We start from the raw sequence: 17444 nt of genomic DNA, 5'->3' as shown, positions 1-17444 counted from the left end.
AGTGCTTACACAGTAGTGAGGGGATTTGCATGGGTGGGGATGGCTGTATGTATTGTCGCTTTAGTTCTGATTGGTCCTTTAGCCTTCGTTGGTGTGGGGGGGTGTGCACTTTTGTCCTTTGGTTTAACAAACTTTAAGCCTCAAGTGGAAGAGTTAGAAGTGTATTTTTCTGATCATGTGGTTGTTTTTGATCCAATAAAAGATACTGTAGTGGAAATAAATACTACTGCAGACTTTCATCCAAAATTTATAAGAACGATTTTCTTTAAAACATTTGACGATAAAAAAGAATTTATAGAATGCTTAAAAAATTGTCATGATAACGTTGAGCATCATCAATTGAAACGTCTAAATGATCAATATAAACATCCAATGTTTAATCGAGAATTAACAGATGACTAGTTTTTATTTTTTCTTGGTAGAGGTCATATAACAAGATTATACATGCTGGCTCGCAACGAATATGCCCAAGGTCATACCATTTTTAGCATCGGTGATGCGTGCAGCCGCTATATGCAGGCGTGGCAAGAAAAACAGGCCTGATATTGATACCAATACGCTCTTATTCAAAGCGCTGCTCTGGCAGCGCTTTTTGCTTTCCGGGCTTTTCATCTACACTTATCTGCACTTAAACATCTGAGACAAAAGGAAACCTTATGGTTACGGCTTTGTATGCGGTCATTCTGGCCGGGTTGATGATTTGGCTGGCGGTACAGGTGATTCAGTTGCGGCGCCGGCATCAGGTCAAATATGCCGATGGTGGCGTGAATGTGCTGACCCTGGCGCGTAGTGCGCAGGGCAATGCGGCTGAGTACGTGCCGATCACTTTGATTATGATGGGGCTGGCGGAAATGAATGGCGCCGCAGTAGGGTGGATTCACCTGTGCGGGATTGCGTTTATTGTCGGGCGTGTGCTGCATGCTAAAGCAATATTAAACGATCAGCTCAAAGGCCGCGTGACCGGGATGAAGCTGACCTTTGGGGTGATGACGCTGTTGATGGTGCTGAATCTGATTTATCTGCCTTATGCCAGGCTGTGGTAATTACTCACTGACTTGAGAGTGTTGGCGCTGTTGATATTTGGGAAGCTGCTGCCTGAGGCCCTGAAAGGTATTGAAGGCGCTGGAGACTGACAGCTTGTTGGCCATCCAGTCTGGCAGGTTGCCGCCCGGGTCGGCGAAGGCAACGTAGTCAATATGGGTCAGGCCGTTAGTGAGTTTTTCCAGCGTCCAGGTCGCCTTGACTGCGGTGATACGGATATAGTCCGGCTGCGGCGGGTAGCGCTCGGAGGCATCTTCAATGGTGAGAATAAACGCGCCTGGTGGCTGCTCAAAGCGCGAGTAGGTCACCATATCGCGATTGCGCGCCGGCCAGGGAGCGCTGAAGCGGGTATAAACAATATTTTCATTTGGTGACAGCTGCTTGAGAAACGCGGCTGGATGAGACTTTATCTATCCAGTTGGGGATATTGGCGCTGTCTTCCAGCAGCGCCAGAAAAGCCGCATAGCTGGTCGGCTCAAACATCTGAGCGCGGATTTCGACCAAACCATCCTGATGATGGCGGGTGTGGATGGTAATACCATCCTCATTTTTGGCCATTTCCCATCGTTGCGTACTGTCGGCTGTGGCCGCGCCGATCGGCAGCAGCCACAGCAAGCATAACCAGCGGCTCAGCATTGTGATTCCCTCTCGTCCCTGACTGACCCAAATCGTGAGTCCTAGTAAAGCGTAGGGGCTGGCCGGCATTTATGCAGAATTTATTGTCCTGTGCGCTCAGATGAGCTGAAAGGTTGAGAGCAGGAAAATACCCAACGTACAGGTCACCAGTGAAAAGACCGTTGTCAAAGCGATAATATTGGCTGCCAGTGCCGCGTTACCGCCCATCGCGCGCGCCATGACGTAACTGGCCGCGGCGCTGGGTGACGCGCTCATCAGAAAAATCAGGCCCAGCTCCATATCACGGAAGCCGTAAATCATCGCGGCGACAGTGATCATCAGCGGTGCCAGTACCAGTTTGTAAGCAGTGGAAATCCATGCCGCGACTTTGTCATCCCGCAGAGAGCGAATATCGAGTGAGCCGCCGGTGCACAGCAGCGCCAGTGGCAGGGTCATGTTGGCAAAATAGTGGCCGGCTTTCTCGACCACCTGCGGGATCGGTACCGCGAGAAAGTAGCAAATCATGCCGAGCACAATTGAAATAATGAGCGGGTTCTTGGTCAGGGTTTTGAACATTAGTTTCGCCGCCTGCAGGCCGCTGGCACTGCCTTTGGGCGTCAGGGTGATCACGGCCTGAATGTTGTACAGCATGGTCATTGAGGCGACGTAAATCGCCGCCAGCGCTACGCCGCTGTTACCGTAAGTGTTGGCCATGTAGGCCAGGCCGATAATCGCAGTATTGGCGCGAAAACCGCCCTGAATTACCACGCCCTGATCTTTCGGATTCGGCACGGTGCGTCTGGTGGTCCAGGTGGTGAAAAGGAAGAAAGCAAAATTGGCAATCAGACCAAACAGGATCAGCGGCATACTGGATGAGAAGTCATGCTTGGAGCCGACAATGCTCAAAAACAGCAGGGCAGGCAGGGTAACCTGGAACACCATGCGTGATGCGACGTCGATAAAGTTCTCATTGATTAAGTTCATCCGTTTGAAGATGACGCCGAGCGCCAGCATTAAACAGATTGGTCCGGTGATAGAAGCAGAAAATTGCAGCTGTTCGAGAATGCCTTGCATACCCTTCCTTGAACGTGGGTGAAGTTTGACCATTGTTTCATAGTTTCAGCAGGGCGAGAAATGCTATTTGTAAAATAGAACGGACGTTTGCAAAATAGAACGGACGTGCTAAAAATGGGGGAGTATTTCGATAATAGTGGTCAATATGAGCAAAGGTAGAATCACCCGCGACAATATTCTCGCCACGGCCTTTGAGCTGGCGAGTGCCAATGGTCTCGAGAGTCTGACGATTGGCGAGTTAGCCAAGCAGTGCGGAATGTCCAAAAGTGGCTTGTTTGCGCATTTTAACGCCAAAGAAAATTTGCAGCTGGCGGTGCTTGAATATGCCAATCAGACTTTCGTGGCGCGGGTGATCGCCCCGGCGCGTGAACTGGATGATGGCAATATGCAGCGTAAGCTGCGTCATATTCTGGCCAACTGGCTCAACTGGAATCAGTCTTTTCAGGGCAGTTGTATGTTTCTTGATGCATGGCGTGAAGCGGGTCACAGCGAATGTGCCCTGCAGCAGGCACTGAAAGCGACCATTGCCAGCTGGATAGAGTACCTGAGCATCCAGATAAGCAAAGGCGTGACCAGTGGTGAGTTTAAGCGCGATCTCGCGATTGAGCAGGCCAGTTACGAATTGTATGGCTTATATCTCAGTGCGCATCTGTTTTACTCCCTGTATGGCCAGGAAACGCAGTGAGCAGCACTTCTGGCAGGGGGTCGATAGACTGTTTACTGGTTGGTTACATTAGGTTCGGGCCGGAGTCGTTTGGCGGTCTGATAACATTCTTCGCCTGAGGCGAAAAAAATTTAGAATAAAAAAGCACGAGTGTTCTTTTATTGAGCCCTCGTCAAGGACAGCATAATGAGTGACAAGATTTATTTTAATACTTCCCGTGGCCTGCATCTGCGCCGCCGGATGATCAACTGGACCACCCGTCTGCACCACACGCTGGCACCGGCCCATGCCCGTAAAACCGCACGCAAGCTGCTGCTGACACCGGTACGTATGACGGGTAAAAATGAGATGCCGCAACGGCTGATTAAATCACAGGTCGATTCTTTGGAGGGCAAGCTGACGACTTACCGGCTTGGCCAGGGCCCGGTATGGATCCTGACCCATGGCTGGTCCGGCTCATCGAGCCAATTTTTTCCTTTGATGGAACATATTGCCGCTCAGGGCTTTACCGCATTGGCGTATGATCACCCGGCTCACGGTGAAAGTGAAGGCATGTTTGGGCATATTCCGGCGTTCGTACGTGGTCTGGAGAGTATCCTCGACAGTGAAGAGAACGTGGCGGGCCTTATCGGACACAGTATGGGCAACGTCACCGCGCTTGAGTGCCGTCACACTAAGCTGGAGCAGTGTCCGCTGCTGCTGATTGCGCCAGTGCTGGATTATATCGATAACCTGTTTGGCACCGTGGCCCGTTCCGGCTATTCGATGCGTCTGTTTGAGGAAGTCGTGAATCAGGTACAGGATGAATATCATTATCCTATTCATTCTATTCAGCCGTTTGAGAAACTCAGACAACGTAAGGGAATGACGGTTATCGTTCATGATGAAAGTGATAAATTTGCCCGTTACGCGGAATCGGAAAAAGCGGCGCGTGAAATAGAGAATGTCATGCTGATTACCACGCAGAATCAGGGGCACGGGCGCATCATGAAAGGAAATGAAGTGCTAAATGCATTTGACAATATTGTTAAATTCATCGATTAGATAAATGTTTTGAAATGAAACCGGTATTTTTCATTTTTGTTAAATTTTGGATCTTTCTTAATTCTATTTATTTCATGATGTTAAATTGGATGTGAGAGTTTTGATTGGCTTAACAATTTGGCAATGATAATTGCCCCGGCGTTGGCAATCTATGTGAACATATAGCTGCCGTATGGCCTCCACAAGGAAGCATAATAATGAATAGAAATGATAGTGTCCCTTTACCGAACAATACCCGAGAATGGTTTTTTAACCGCAACAGTCTGATCGTGCTGGCGGACGTCGCGCTGTTTGCAATCCTGTTTAATACTCTGCCGTTTGAACCTAATGTTGTGCTGGGCATCAGTATGCTCGCCTTTATCGCTGTGCTGTGGCTGACCGAAGCACTGCATGTCACGGTGACCGCGATCCTGGTGCCTGTGATGGCGGTGCTGTTTGGCGTATTTGATACCCAGGCTGCACTGAACAACTTTGCCAACTCAATTATTTTCCTCTTTCTGGGTGGTTTTGCTCTGGCAGCGGCCATGCACCGTCAGGGGCTGGATAAAGTCATCGCCGATAAAGTGCTGATCATGGCGCGCGGTAAGATGAGCGTAGCGGTATTTATGCTGTTTGGTGTCACCGGCATACTGTCGATGTGGATCAGTAATACTGCGACCGCGGCTATGATGCTGCCACTGGTACTGGGCGTGCTGAGCAAAGTTGATGATGACCGTGGTCACAGCACTTACGTGTTTGTGCTGCTGGGTATCGCCTACAGCGCCAGTATTGGCGGGATCGCAACTGTGGTAGGCAGTCCGCCTAACGCCATCGCAGCCGCGGAAGTCGGCCTGTCGTTTACCGATTGGATGGAATTTGGTTTGCCGACAGCGGTTATCATGCTGCCGATGGCGATTACCCTGCTGTACTTTTTGCTTAAACCGGATTTGAGCGGCCATTTTGAGCTTAACCATGCACCGGTCCAGTGGGACAAAGGTAAAGTGGTGACGCTGGCGATTTTTGCCCTGATTGTCTTTTTGTGGATTTTCAGTAAGCCGGTGAATGCGATGCTGGGCGGCTTTAAGAGCTTTGATACCATCATTGCACTGGGTGCGATTATTCTGGTCAGCTTCGCGCGCGTTGTGCACTGGAAAGACATCGAGAAAACCGCTGACTGGGGGGTATTGCTGCTGTTTGGTGGTGGTATCTGTTTGAGTAATGTACTGAAGCAAACCGGAACCAGTGTCTTCCTGGCTAACGAGCTGAGTTCGATGATTGCTGATCTGGGTCTGTTTGTGATCGTACTGGTGATCGCCGCGTTTGTGGTGTTCCTGACCGAGTTTGCCAGTAACACAGCCAGTGCGGCGCTGTTGATCCCGGTATTTGCCAGCGTCGCAGAAGCCTTTGGTATCTCACCTGTGCTGCTGTCGGTATTGATCGCTGTTTCCGCATCGTGTGCCTTTATGCTGCCGGTGGCTACACCACCGAATGCGATTGTGTTTGCGACCGGACACATTAAGCAAAGCGAGATGATGCGGGTGGGGATGTTCCTGAATATCGCCTGTATCGCGCTACTGACTGCGATTGCGATGTTCTTCTGGCAGTAAGCCAGTCAAAACTCCCCCCGATAAAGAAACGGAGCGCAATGCTCCGTTTTTTGTCTATTGTTTTTACCTATAAAAATAAAAGAAAGGCGTTACCTGGATGGGCGAGACAGCCCATAAATCACATGGTCAACAATCCGCCCGTTGAGATTCTCCGCACGGGTAATGATGCCTTCCTGACGGAATCCAAGCCGCTTGGCCACTTGTTGACTGGGTTGATTGCCGCTTGCGATAGCCAGCTCGGTTTTTTCCAGTTGATAGCTGGTAAATGCCACATCAATCAGTTTTGCCACGCAGCGGGTGACGATGCCCTTGCCCTGTTGGTTTCTCGGCCAGCCAATAGCCGATCCGGGCTTTTTGCAGATCGGGATTGATCTCTTGCAGGCTGCAGTTCCCGACCAGTTCATCGTGGTAAAAGATGGCGCATGTCATCGATTTACCATCGGCGTAATCGTGCAACATGGTTTGAGCGAACAGGCGGAAGTCCTGTTCTGAATGGCAGTAAGCCGGCCAGGCGAGCCATTGACAAAGATAATCCCGATGCGCAGCAACTAGATGGGCGTAAAGTGGCGCAAAGGCTTCTTCAATCAGGGCCAGCTGCAGATTTTTATCGACCGTTAACGTAAACATGACGGGATCCATGGTGGGTGAAAAGTGTGCAAACTGTAGCATTAACAAGCGGCTGCTCAAACTTTATTAGAATGCTGTTCCAACAAGTTCTCAGTAGCACACAATTGCTGTCACAGAATACATCAAAACCTTAATAAAATTAGGGACGGATAACTCAGTTTGTATTAGTCTTTGCTGACATAATTATATAAAAAGTAGTCAGTTAGCTTTATGGAAACTTGTGAGGAAAAAGTCAGCATTGATCTGCGCCGGGTCTTGCTGAGTATTGCACAGGCTCTGGATGACGTTGGATTTGATGCGCTCAATCACAGTCATCGGGTCGGGTATATGGCTTACCGGTGCGCATTACGAATGGGCTGGGATCAAGAGCAGGCTCAGCTCTCTTTTGCCGCCGGTCTGATACATGATTGCGGCTCTACCCAGCATTCCGCTTCTATGCCGTTCGCTGCCAGCCGGCGTCCCGGTAGTTTTGCCCGCCATTGTGAGAAAGGGTTTAACTTACTCGGTGCATGCGGGCCTTTGTCCCGTTTTTCGCTTCCCGTGTTGTATCATCATACGCCATGGCACGAACTGCAGACCTTGGCGATAGAAGAACGCGACAAACAGATCGCGGCGCTGATTTATCTCACTAACCGGGTCGATCATCTCTATTTTCATCAGCATAAAGACCAGTTTGGTAACCTTTCAGCCAGCGCCAAACGTCAAATTATCGAGCAGTTGCAGGCTCATTCCGGCACCTTGTTTGCGGCCCATATGGTTGACCATATGGCCGTGCTGGTGGAAAACGATGACTTCTGGTTTTCCATGCATCCGCAACATATTGAAGCCGTCCTGCTGCGTCTGGATGCCGCTCCGTTATTCTCCAGCAATCTGAATTTGGATGAACGGATTGAAATCGCCGAGCTGTTTTCTAAAATCGTCGATGCCAAAAGCCCGTTTACGTTTCAGCATTCATTGAAGGTTGCTCTGTTATCCCAGTATCTGGCTAAGAAAATGGGTTACTCTGCCAAAATGCAGAAACTGCTCTATCTGGCGGGGTTGCTGCATGATATCGGCAAACTGAGAACACCGGATTTCGTATTGCACAAAGAGGGCACTCTGACGGCAGAAGAGTATACCTGTATCAAGCGTCATGCGACCGATACGCGATTTATTCTGCAGGACATTCACACCTCTTCGCTGGTGTGCGATTGGGCATCGAATCATCATGAAAGACTGGATGGCTCCGGTTATCCGCTCGGAAAAACCGCGCAGGAGCTGGATGGCCCGAGCCGTATTGTGGCGGTGGCCGATGTGTTTCAGGCACTGACTCAGTCACGACCTTACCGACAAGGCATGTCGCTCGAGCAGTCATTAAGTATTATTGCGGAGCAGGTTGCGAATAATCAGCTTGATGGTGATGTGTTTGCCTGTCTGCAGCATAACGCCCAGCACTGCTACTGGCTATCAGCTGATGAGAATGAAGTTGGGTTGCAGTCGGCGGCGGGCTGAAAATAAAGAGATAACAAAACGGGCTGTTCACAGCCCGTTTATTTTTTGAATCACGTAGCGGCTTACTTGTTGACGTACGCTTTAAAGCGCGCTTTGGTTGCCGCATCGGCTTTGTTGTACCAGAAATGCAGCATCTCTTCGGCGGTCGTGTCGTTGGCCGTGCCATTGCTCGATTTACCGGTTTTGATGAAGGCAGTACCGACAGCGGCTTCACCGCCACTCAGGTTGTACTCAAACGTTTCTTGTTTGTAGTCACGGCCAATCTGCATGCCTTCTTTAATCAGGCGGTCTTGTGTGACCTGCAGCGCCTGTCCCTTATCATCACGCAGTGACCACTGCATAGATTTGATGTTTTCTTCTGCTTCGGTCGCGTTGCGGTATTTCGGCATGTCGAAGCTCAGAGATTGGTCTGCTGCATCAAATTTGGCAATCACAACATCGCCTTCCACACCAATTCTTTCACTACCCTGACTGTAATATGGGTGATAGCGGAACACGATTTGTTGTTCGCCGTCTTTCAGTTCCACTGAGGTCACCGATGAAAAAATGCTGCCTGACGTTTCTGGTTTTTGGCCGTTCACAACCAGCATTTCTATCGTATCAGGGATCTCCAGCGTGACTTGTGCTGCTGCTGTTGCACTGAAAGCGATAGCCATAATGCATGTTAAGGGTTTGATTATATTCATGAGTTTTATCCTTTAAACCGCTTTCGCGTAATCAGCGAAAAGGGTGCCGATTGTGGCGAAGAAAAGCAAGTTTTCGCTGTGACTCCAGGCCAGATTTCATCAAAACTTAACACATTTTCCCTGGTTTTCATTCGGGAACAGAAAGTCTGCGGATAACGTTCAGACCTAAATCCTGTCCGGCACTTGCACTCTCACCGTTATGGATATAGTGTTATATACATGTATAACACTATATCGGTGCATGATAGTGACAGAGTGGCACGATAACCAACCGATTTTTCGCCAGCTGGCGGATAAACTCAGTGCGCAGATTGCGCAGGGCCTGTGGCCGGAAGGTGAGGCCTTACCTTCGGTGCGCAGCGTCGCGTCAGATTTGAAAATTAACCATTTAACTGTGATGAAAGGTTATCAGTTACTGGTGGATGAAGGGCTGGTCGAAAAACGTCGCGGGCAGGGTATGTTTGTTGCCGAAGGCGCCGTTTCGGCATTGCGTTGTCAGCAACGTGCGCAGTTTCTGCAGCAGCAAATTCCGCAAATTGCCGCAACGCTGACTCAAATCGATATGTCGCTGGATGAATTCGTCGAGCAGCTTAAACAACACATCAAGGGTGAAGCATGAATCCATATGTTGAAGTGAAACATGTGTCTAAACAGTATGCTGGTGCTGACACGGCTGCGGCTCTGCAAGAGGTGAGTTTTACCCTTAATCCCGGACAGGTGCTGGGCTTGTTGGGGCATAACGGTGCTGGTAAATCTACCTTAATCAAAGCGTTACTTGGGGCACACCGCTCTGAGGGCGAGATTGCGATTCTTGGGCTCAATCCGCTGCAACAGCGTGAAAAAGTGATGGAGAATCTGGCTTATATCTCGGATGTGAACGTACTGCCGCAGTGGATGACAGTGCAGCAGTTGCTGCGTTATACCGCCGGGGTGCATCCGAAATTTAATCTGGAAAAAGCCAACGCGTTGTTGAGTAAAACCAATATTCAGCCGTGCAGCAAGATTGAGTCATTGTCGAAAGGGATGCAGGTTCAGCTTCATCTTGCCCTGGTCATCGCGACTGATACTAAGGTGCTGATTCTTGATGAGCCTACGTTGGGGCTGGATCTGATTTATCGTGATACGTTTTACCGTCACCTGCTGGAGTGGTTTCATGACGGGCAGCGTTGCCTGATCATTGCCAGTCACGAAGTGGCCGAAATCGAACACCTGCTGACGGATGTGTTGATTCTCAAACAGGGCAAGGTTGTATTACAACAGAGCATGGCCGATGTGGAGCAGGGGTATTTTGTGCTGGAGGCGCCATCGACGCTGGCGGATCAGATTGCCCCTTATCAGCCTCTGGCCTCTGAGCTAGGTTTAGGAACCACGCGTTGGCTGCTGGCTGCGCAATATTTGCCTCAGGTTGAAACCCTGGGGCGTATTTACACTGTAAAACTGGCCGACCTGTTTCTGGCGCTGCAAAAGGAGAATAACTGATGCATCCTGCGTTCTATATGCTGGAAAAAGAGTGGCTGGAGCATAAGTCGGTCACTCGTATTCCGCTGTTTGTTTTGATTTGTATACTGGCTCTGTTCGCAGGATTGCTCAGCAATGGCGGTTTATCAGCCAATGTCAGTTTTCAAATGACCAGCAGCGGCTTCGAAGATTTCGATTTACAGTTTGTCGACGAGTTCAGCTCGCTGTTGGTCGCCGGTGCCGGACTATTGTCTGTGATGCTGAGTACGCTCTACTTTCCCAGAAACCCTGCGTAAAGAGCGTCAGGAAGGCAGTTTCATGTTCTGGCGCAGTATGCCGGTCAGTAATCTGCGTATCCATCTGGTTAAACTTGGCTTTGGACTCTTGGTGATCCCGCTGATTTGCTCGCTGTTAGTGGTTACGGTTGATAGCCTGTTGTGGGTGGTCAATGTAATGACAGAGGATGCTATTCCGCTGTTTTACAATCAGCGCGATGTGCTGTTTATCCCGATCCATTGGCTGCTGTTTCTGCTGCGCATGGTGTTAGTCGCGCTGGCACTGTTACCGCTGGCCTGTTTTACATTGCTGCTTTCTCAGCTGGTGAGTGCGCCGATCATGGTGATGTTTATCGGTGTGTATGCGTTGCAATGGGTGACGCTTGGTGTGACCGGCAGCGACTGGTTTGAACGCTTTTTTGATCAAATCTTTGCATTACCGCTGCACCTGCTGACTGACTCTGATATGGCGGAGCTGATGACGCAAATCAGTGCCCTTAATTTGCTGATTTATTTTGCGATCGGGGCGCTGAGTTTTGTGGCCAGTCTGCGTCTCTATCAAACCGATGAAACCAGTTGGCGGGCGCTGCTGAAGCGTTAAAGCGAGGTGTAATTTTTATCAAAGGGAGCTTTTGCTCCCTTTTTTCTTATCTCATTTTCCAGAGGAGATATTTTAGCATGGTAATATCGGCTGAATTTTTACAGAATGAAATACAGATTAGATTTTAGGGCTGGAAAAGTCAGGTAATTGCCCGATTCGCAAGCCAGATCTAATTGGTATCAACTCCAAAAAACTATAATTCTATTCGTTAATGAAGCGATTTTGTTGATCAGGTTACACAGGATGACAAACGGGATAGTCTATGTTCAAAAATCTTTCTTTAAAAAATAAACTGGCCATTTCGGCCAGCGCTGCGATTGTAATCGGCAGTGTTTTGGTTGAAGCGTTATCGTTCAACGCTTCACTCGAGCGGCTCGATGTTGAAATGGATCAGCGTTTGCAAAGCACCACGGCGTCTTACAACCAGTATGTGACAGACTGGCTGGAATCCAAGCAGTTGGCTTTGACTTCGTTGTCCGAGGAGATGCAATCGGATGCGATAGTGACGCACCTGAAGCAGCTCAGACATGCTGCCGGGTTTGACAACGTCTTTCTCGCGTATCCTGATGGTTCGCAGCAAAACGCCAATGGTGTGACCTTGCCGCCGGATAACAACGATCCGCGCAAATGGGGTTGGTACATCAATGCGAAGGCCAATCCGCAACAGGTATATATGGATAATCCGACGGTAGCGGCGGCAACCGGCGCCAATGTGGTTTCTTTAGGGAAAGCGCTGCAGCTGCATGGCCAGTCGCTGGTGTTGGGGGCTGATGTCGAGATTACCGATATTCTTAACAGCATGCAGCAGGTGATTTTACCGGGCTCAGGCTATATGTTTATTGCTAATCAACAGGGCAATATTTTTACTCATTCTGAGCCTAAGTTGCTCAATCGCAGTGTTGCCGAGCTTGGTCTCTCTTTTGCTGATATTCAGCGTGCGCAAAACTCAGGGGAAGATATTCAGGTTGAGATTAACGGCGAAACCTATGTTCTGTATGCCAAGGCTATTGCCGGCAGTCAGCTCAGCACTGTGATTGTGATTAATTACCACTCGCTGGTTTCTCCGCTGTTTGATGCATTGTGGGGCCAGCTACTGGCGACACTTATCGTGGTGGTGGTGTGTATTGTACTGTTTAACCTGCTGTGTAATGTCTTGTTCCGGCCACTTAAGAATGTCGCACAGGCACTGGAGCAAATTGCCAACGGTAGTGGTGATCTGACCCAGCGGATTGAGGTGGAAAATAACGATGAGGTTGGCAAACTGGCGAACAGTTTCAATACCTTTGTGGCCAGTTTACAGCAGTTGATTGGTCATATTCGCCATCAGTCACAGCAGTTAAGCGGCCAGGCGGAACACAGTGCGCAGCGTGCTAATCAGTCTGCTGAGGAGCTTGGCACCCAGCAGCAGGAAATTACCATGGTGGCCACTGCCGTGACGGAGATGGCGTCGGCTACTCAGGAGATTGCCTCGCACGCAGAACAAACTGCACACGCGGCGCAGAACTCCTCTACCAGTACCAGTAATGGTCGCACTCTGGTGCAAAATACCCGCTCGTCGATCAGTAATCTGGCACAGGAAGTGGGTCAGGCCGGAGAGGTGATTGTCGCTCTCAATCAGCATGCCCAGGATATTTCTGCTGTGCTGGCAACGATTCAGGGTATCGCCGAGCAAACTAACCTGCTGGCACTTAACGCAGCCATCGAGGCTGCTCGTGCCGGAGAGCAGGGGCGGGGGTTTGCTGTGGTCGCTGATGAAGTACGGGTGTTGTCGCAACGCACTCATACTTCGACCGAAGAGATTAAGTCGACGATAGATACGCTGCAGGCAACGACCGGACGTGCGGTGACCATGATGCAAAGCAGTTCTGACCTGGCGGCCAGCTCAGTCGAAGATGCCGATAAAGCCGCGCACGCGCTGGAAGAAATCAATGCCGCGGTCGCGTTAATCAGCGATATGGCGACGCAAATTGCCACCGCTGCAGAGGAGCAGACCCATGTCACCAGCGAAATTACCCAGAATATTACCGCGATTAAGGATGTCACTGAACAGTTAGCTGAAGGCGCCAGCGATAGCTTGAGTCAGTCCAATGATTTGCGTCATCAGGCGGCAGAAACTAAGTGCGAAAGTGGCGACGTTTAAGTTGGCCTGATTAGCGGTTCCTGCTGTTCCACGGATGACTCTTGTGCCGTGAATCCGTTCAAAAAGCGATGCGTTAGCGTCGCTTTTTTATCTCTGCAAAACGCAGATGTGCTGTCTCTTTATCCTGATGTTGCATGCTTCTTGTTCGTTTGAATCTTGCGAATACTCGGCAAAAAACAATCCAATTTTATGTCTATTCCCATTAGGTGAGAATGCAATGCTTTAATTAAAATTAAATTCTCGCTATATAGGAATTTAGGTTTGAGCTCATCAAGGATAAAGGCTAAAACATCGTTATGAAAGAAACAAAGCTAACTGCGAATCAGGTTAACGAAAAGTCACTGCAATTGTTGATGCAGGTTGCGGTCAATGATGAACCGGTATCAGCCAAAGTCTTAAGCGAGCAACTTCAGGTTCCACTGAGCAGCCTTTATCGGCATCTCAAATTGCTTAAAGAGTGGAACCTCATTGAGGAAAGCCCGCATGACAAGACACTGATTATTGGTCCTGCCGCGTTATTACTGATGCGCAGTTATGAAACCAGTCAGCATAATTTAGATGCGGTTGATGCAGTTTTAAGCCGGCTGCAGAAGCAGACGGGAGAAATGGCGGCCTACATGGTTCCGGTCGGTTACCGGGCTTTGTGTGTCAGCCAGAAAGAAAGTATGCAGGCGCTTCGATGCAGCTTCGTCCAGGGTCAAAGTCAACCCCTGCTTCGTGGCGCCTCATCCAAAGTCATGTTGGCGTATATGCCAGCGCAGCGTTGTGAAAAGATTCTGCGCTATTTCGGCGAAGATCACCAGATGGAAAAGTGGCAAGCCGAACTGGAAAAAATACGCCGCCATGGTTATGCCGTGAGTGAGTCTGAAATTGATACCGGGGTATCAGGCATCAGCGCTCCGGTGATGAAAGGGAGTAAATTGATTGGTGCGATCTCTGTGATGGCTCCGGTACACCGGGTTGAGACTCACAAGCAACGGATCATTTTACATGTGTTGCAGGCCGCGAGAGCGTTGCCACCGGAAAGGTAATTCACTATGTTAAGCTTATTCAAACGTTACCGATTGAGCCGCAGTGCGGTTCCACACATCTCGGCTTTTACTTTTATGACCGTATGTGAACGCGTGAAACCCATGTCTCGCGTTGAGTTTGAATTTGCCCAGCATAGCCTTGAGTTATCGTCAGAATGGCTTTACCAGCAGCAGAGCAATCCGAATTATGCCGATGCTGGCCATCTGGTGATTGAAGACAATGGCGATTTCCGTTTTCAGGATTTAGTAAGCCGTCATCTGGCACTCAGTTCGGTACCTGTGGTACTGGCTAACTGCCATGAAGTGCTGCTGAAAGCATTGCCTGTGATTGTGCTGGATAACGATGAAGTCGGCATTATTCATATTGGCCATGAATTTGCCTTGAAACAGAGTCTGGAACCTCAGGTCGGTTCAGTGTTTCACTTTGCTCTGTCGCGTTTTGCTAATGTACGTCTGTTTTGCATGGGGATAGACCCAGAGCGTGTATCGGGTCCGATGCTGGAATATGCCGAAGATCTTGGTTGTAACTGGGTGACTCATCAGGAGTCTCAGTTCCGTAATCGCAGCCAGCTCAAAACCCAACTCAACCATTACATGCAGCACTGTGACCAACTGGTGCTCAATATCGATTTGGCTTCACTGGTACCGGGCCGCAGTCTTGATGACCATGCGGTACTGGATCTGCAGATGGTATTGCGTGTAGTGCGACACGCAGTATTGTCCGGAAAGGTACGTATGATTCAGCTGGTCGGGGCCAAGGATAAGCTGATCTACTCCAAAGAGACCAAAGCGATTGTCGATGAGTTGTGTGCGCTGTCGGCAGAAGTTACTGTCAGCGAATAAAACGGCTTCTCCAACGCCACCCTCGGGTGGCGTTTTTGTTTTATCTCTTTTTCATTAAGAGAAAGTCTCTGTTTATTAAGAACACTCTTTGTTTATTAAGCAAAATATCTGTAATTCCGCATGGCCCGTCTCACTATTGCAGCGACGTTTTTTTCACTCTGAGCTGTCATCGTTTAGCAATATATCTTTCACTTAAGCGTCATTTATTCCCGCTAAGCTCCTGCCATCATCAAATTGCATTGATGCAACACAATAATATTTTTCGAAAGCAAAAATCACGAAAGTAAGGAGCAACCCTATGTGGAACCGTGATGAGCAAGATTCACAGTTTAGCGCTATGATTGACGCGCGTTTATCACGCCGTCGTTTTCTGACTGGTACTGCCGCCGTTGGTGCGGGCGCTTTTCTGACTCTGAACCCGGTTGCTAAAGCGATGGCTGCCAAGCCTCAGTCTTCATTACTCAATTTCGAGCCGGTACCGGCATCAACGTCTGATACCCTGGTGGTACCAAAAGGCTATAAAGCGACACCACTGATGTCGTGGGGCGATCCTATCTTTGCTAATGCACCAGAATTTGATCCAAGCGGTAAACAGGACTCCCGTGCTCAGGCGCAGCAATTTGGCGATAACACTGATGGTATGAGCCTGTTCCCAATCAGCGACGACCGCGCGGTACTGGCCATCAATAACGAATACACCAACTACGAGTATCTGTTTGCTCATCAGGGTAAAGCGATGAGCGCTGATGATGTGCGCAAAGCCCAGGCAGCAGTGGGTATCACCATTGTTGAGATCGTACGTAGCAACGGTCAATGGAGCATTGACCGCTCAGGCAAGCGTAACCGCCGTATCACCGCCAATACGCCGATGCAACTGACGGGTCCGGCTGCCGGACATGACATGCTGAAAACCAAAGCGGATCCTAAAGGTGTACTGGCTTTAGGAACGTTTAACAACTGTTCAAACGGTCAGACGCCTTGGGGCACTTACCTGACCTGTGAAGAGAACTTTGATGATTTCTTTGGCGCCAATCAGGAAGCATCCGTGACGGCGGATCAAAAACGTTACGGCATTGAAGCCAAGCCAAACGACTATCAGTGGTATGTTCACGATGAACGCTTTGATATTACCAAGAAACCCGAATGAAGCAAACCGCTTCGGCTGGATTGTCGAAATCGACCCGCATAACCCGGATTCAACGCCACTGAAACGCACTGCTCTGGGCCGTTTCAAGCATGAAAATGCCGCGTTCACCCTCAACAGCGACGGTCATGCTGTGGTGTATCTGGGCGATGATGAACGTGGTGAGCACCTGTACCGTTTTGTGTCTAAAAATCGTTATCAGGAAGGTAATGATGCGGCTAACCGCACTTTGCTGGAAGAAGGCACGCTGTATGTCGCCAAATTTGAGATGGATGACAAAGAGCTGAAAGGTCAGGGCCACTGGATTGAACTGACCTTTGGCAAAAATGGCCTGACTGCAGAAAATGGTTTTAACAACCAGGCCGAAGTACTGATTTTTGCCCGCCGCGCGGCGACTCAGGTCGGTGCAACGACCATGGACCGTCCTGAGTGGGTGGCGATTCATCCGGACAACAAGCACGTGTTCTGTACCCTGACCAACAACAAAAACCGTGGTGTGAAAGAGGGCCAGCCAGTTGGCGGACCAAACCCACGTGCTGAGAACCATTACGGTCAGATCCTGCGCTGGATGCCGGTCAACGGCGATCATACGGCCGATATGTTTGCCTGGGATCTGTATTTGATTGCCGGTAACCCGACGGTTCATCATGGCGATTTGTATGCAGGTAGTGCCAATATCAGTGCTGAAAACATGTTTAACAGCCCGGATGGTATTGGTTTCGATCAATCAGGTCGCCTGTGGATTCAAACCGATGGTAACTACTCCAACAAGGGTGACTTTGCGGGGCAGGGGAACAACCAGATGTTGTGCGGTGACCCGATCACTGGTGAAGTACAGCGTTTTCTGACCGGTCCAATTGCGTGTGAAATTACCGGCCTGACTTTCTCTCCGGATTACAAAACCATGTTTATTGGTGTGCAGCACCCGGGCGAAGACAATGCTCCGTCGCATTTCCCGGCTGGTGGTAACAGCAAACCACGTTCAACGGTGATGATGATTACCCGCGAAGATGGCGGCGTGATTGGTGCATAACGGTTTGCCAGCGTAAACAGCGATTAAGATTAAGCTGCATATTACCAATAAGAAATCCCGGCTCTGGCCGGGATCTCTATTTACGCTCTGT

Annotated in this window: 13 protein-coding genes and 5 pseudogenes; 14 read left to right on the top strand and 4 right to left on the bottom strand. The window is 49.6% G+C overall.

The features are described from left to right. Positions 1-39 precede the first annotated feature (39 nt). Positions 40-402 carry a hypothetical protein gene (locus ABDK09_06145; protein ID XAW87740.1) on the top strand — a complete coding sequence of 121 codons (363 nt, stop codon included), beginning with the start codon at positions 40-42 and terminating at the stop codon, positions 400-402. A 254-nt stretch (positions 403-656) separates the two neighbouring features. Then, entirely contained in the window at positions 657-1043 is a 387-nt protein-coding gene (locus ABDK09_06140; GenBank protein XAW87739.1) for an MAPEG family protein, read from the top strand. On the opposite strand, the pseudogene ABDK09_06135 reads toward ABDK09_06140, so the two are convergent. Further along, a pseudogene (locus tag ABDK09_06135) lies at positions 1044-1677 on the bottom strand (START domain-containing protein). 96 nt (positions 1678-1773) lie between these two features. Beyond that, positions 1774-2730, bottom strand: coding sequence for an AEC family transporter (locus ABDK09_06130; GenBank protein ID XAW87738.1), 957 nt, complete (start codon positions 2728-2730; stop codon positions 1774-1776). 145 nt (positions 2731-2875) lie between these two features. Between ABDK09_06130 and ABDK09_06125 the strand changes: the two are divergent. The 3 genes and pseudogenes from ABDK09_06125 (at position 2876) to ABDK09_06115 (ending at position 6024) form a co-directional block, all read left to right on the top strand. Beyond that, positions 2876-3467 (top strand): annotated as a pseudogene (locus ABDK09_06125) (TetR/AcrR family transcriptional regulator). 113 nt (positions 3468-3580) lie between these two features. Beyond that, positions 3581-4438 carry an alpha/beta fold hydrolase gene (locus ABDK09_06120; protein XAW87737.1) on the top strand — a complete coding sequence of 286 codons (858 nt, stop codon included), beginning with the start codon at positions 3581-3583 and terminating at the stop codon, positions 4436-4438. Positions 4439-4635: 197 nt separating this feature from the next. Continuing rightward, positions 4636-6024, top strand: a complete 1389-nt coding sequence (locus ABDK09_06115; protein ID XAW87736.1) for a DASS family sodium-coupled anion symporter — start codon at positions 4636-4638, stop codon at positions 6022-6024. An 89-nt stretch (positions 6025-6113) separates the two neighbouring features. Here the strand turns inward: ABDK09_06115 and ABDK09_06110 are convergent. Then, positions 6114-6651: pseudogene (locus ABDK09_06110) on the bottom strand (GNAT family N-acetyltransferase). 210 nt (positions 6652-6861) lie between these two features. Between ABDK09_06110 and ABDK09_06105 the strand changes: the two are divergent. Further along, on the top strand, positions 6862-8142 hold the full coding sequence (locus ABDK09_06105; GenBank protein XAW87735.1) for an HD domain-containing phosphohydrolase: 1281 nt from the start codon (positions 6862-6864) through the stop codon (positions 8140-8142). A 62-nt stretch (positions 8143-8204) separates the two neighbouring features. Here ABDK09_06105 and ABDK09_06100 read toward each other — a convergent pair whose 3' ends face one another. Further along, complete coding sequence (locus tag ABDK09_06100) at positions 8205-8819, bottom strand: DUF2057 family protein (GenBank protein XAW88477.1); 615 nt, start codon at positions 8817-8819, stop codon at positions 8205-8207. A gap of 256 nt (positions 8820-9075) precedes the next feature. Here ABDK09_06100 and ABDK09_06095 point away from each other — a divergent pair, with 256 nt between their 5' ends. The 8 genes and pseudogenes from ABDK09_06095 (at position 9076) to ABDK09_06060 (ending at position 17353) form a co-directional block, all read left to right on the top strand. Further along, positions 9076-9447 (top strand): GntR family transcriptional regulator, encoded by a 372-nt coding sequence (locus tag ABDK09_06095; protein ID XAW87734.1) that lies wholly within the window; start codon positions 9076-9078, stop codon positions 9445-9447. Then, the gene (locus ABDK09_06090; protein ID XAW87733.1) at positions 9444-10307 is read left to right on the top strand and encodes an ABC transporter ATP-binding protein; all 864 of its coding nucleotides are present in this window, start codon (positions 9444-9446) and stop codon (positions 10305-10307) included. Before ABDK09_06095 ends, ABDK09_06090 begins: the two co-directional genes overlap by 4 nt. Further along, positions 10307-10582, top strand: a complete 276-nt coding sequence (locus tag ABDK09_06085) for a hypothetical protein (GenBank protein ID XAW87732.1) — start codon at positions 10307-10309, stop codon at positions 10580-10582. Before ABDK09_06090 ends, ABDK09_06085 begins: the two co-directional genes overlap by 1 nt. Before the next feature lie 22 nt (positions 10583-10604). After that, positions 10605-11162: a hypothetical protein gene (locus tag ABDK09_06080; GenBank protein XAW87731.1), complete on the top strand. Its 558-nt coding sequence runs from the start codon at positions 10605-10607 to the stop codon at positions 11160-11162. 262 nt (positions 11163-11424) lie between these two features. Further along, positions 11425-13312 (top strand): annotated as a pseudogene (locus ABDK09_06075) (methyl-accepting chemotaxis protein). 286 nt (positions 13313-13598) lie between these two features. Beyond that, a complete protein-coding gene (locus tag ABDK09_06070) occupies positions 13599-14333 on the top strand; it encodes an IclR family transcriptional regulator (GenBank protein XAW87730.1) in 735 nt (244 codons plus the stop codon). A 6-nt stretch (positions 14334-14339) separates the two neighbouring features. After that, positions 14340-15176 carry an arginase gene (locus ABDK09_06065; GenBank protein XAW87729.1) on the top strand — a complete coding sequence of 279 codons (837 nt, stop codon included), beginning with the start codon at positions 14340-14342 and terminating at the stop codon, positions 15174-15176. 298 nt (positions 15177-15474) lie between these two features. Then, positions 15475-17353: pseudogene (locus ABDK09_06060) on the top strand (PhoX family phosphatase). Positions 17354-17444 lie beyond the last annotated feature (91 nt).

The sequence above is a fragment of the Vibrio sp. CDRSL-10 TSBA genome (assembly GCA_039696685.1).
Lineage (GTDB): Bacteria > Pseudomonadota > Gammaproteobacteria > Enterobacterales > Vibrionaceae > Vibrio.
Note: the sequence above shows the minus strand (reverse complement) of the source record. Positions and strands in the feature narration are given on the sequence as shown.

Excerpts from the sequence above, each read along its gene's own strand:
- ABDK09_06115 (XAW87736.1), top strand. The coding sequence starts at position 4,636 with ATGAATAGAAATGATAGTGTCCCTTTACCGAACAATACCCGAGAATGG.
- ABDK09_06145 (XAW87740.1), top strand. The coding sequence starts at position 40 with ATGGCTGTATGTATTGTCGCTTTAGTTCTGATTGGTCCTTTAGCCTTC.
- ABDK09_06065 (XAW87729.1), top strand. The coding sequence starts at position 14,340 with ATGTTAAGCTTATTCAAACGTTACCGATTGAGCCGCAGTGCGGTTCCA.
- ABDK09_06140 (XAW87739.1), top strand. The coding sequence starts at position 657 with ATGGTTACGGCTTTGTATGCGGTCATTCTGGCCGGGTTGATGATTTGG.
- ABDK09_06130 (XAW87738.1), bottom strand. The coding sequence starts at position 2,730 with ATGCAAGGCATTCTCGAACAGCTGCAATTTTCTGCTTCTATCACCGGA.
- ABDK09_06105 (XAW87735.1), top strand. The coding sequence starts at position 6,862 with ATGGAAACTTGTGAGGAAAAAGTCAGCATTGATCTGCGCCGGGTCTTG.
- ABDK09_06120 (XAW87737.1), top strand. The coding sequence starts at position 3,581 with ATGAGTGACAAGATTTATTTTAATACTTCCCGTGGCCTGCATCTGCGC.
- ABDK09_06080 (XAW87731.1), top strand. The coding sequence starts at position 10,605 with ATGTTCTGGCGCAGTATGCCGGTCAGTAATCTGCGTATCCATCTGGTT.
- ABDK09_06070 (XAW87730.1), top strand. The coding sequence starts at position 13,599 with ATGAAAGAAACAAAGCTAACTGCGAATCAGGTTAACGAAAAGTCACTG.
- ABDK09_06085 (XAW87732.1), top strand. The coding sequence starts at position 10,307 with ATGCATCCTGCGTTCTATATGCTGGAAAAAGAGTGGCTGGAGCATAAG.
- ABDK09_06090 (XAW87733.1), top strand. The coding sequence starts at position 9,444 with ATGAATCCATATGTTGAAGTGAAACATGTGTCTAAACAGTATGCTGGT.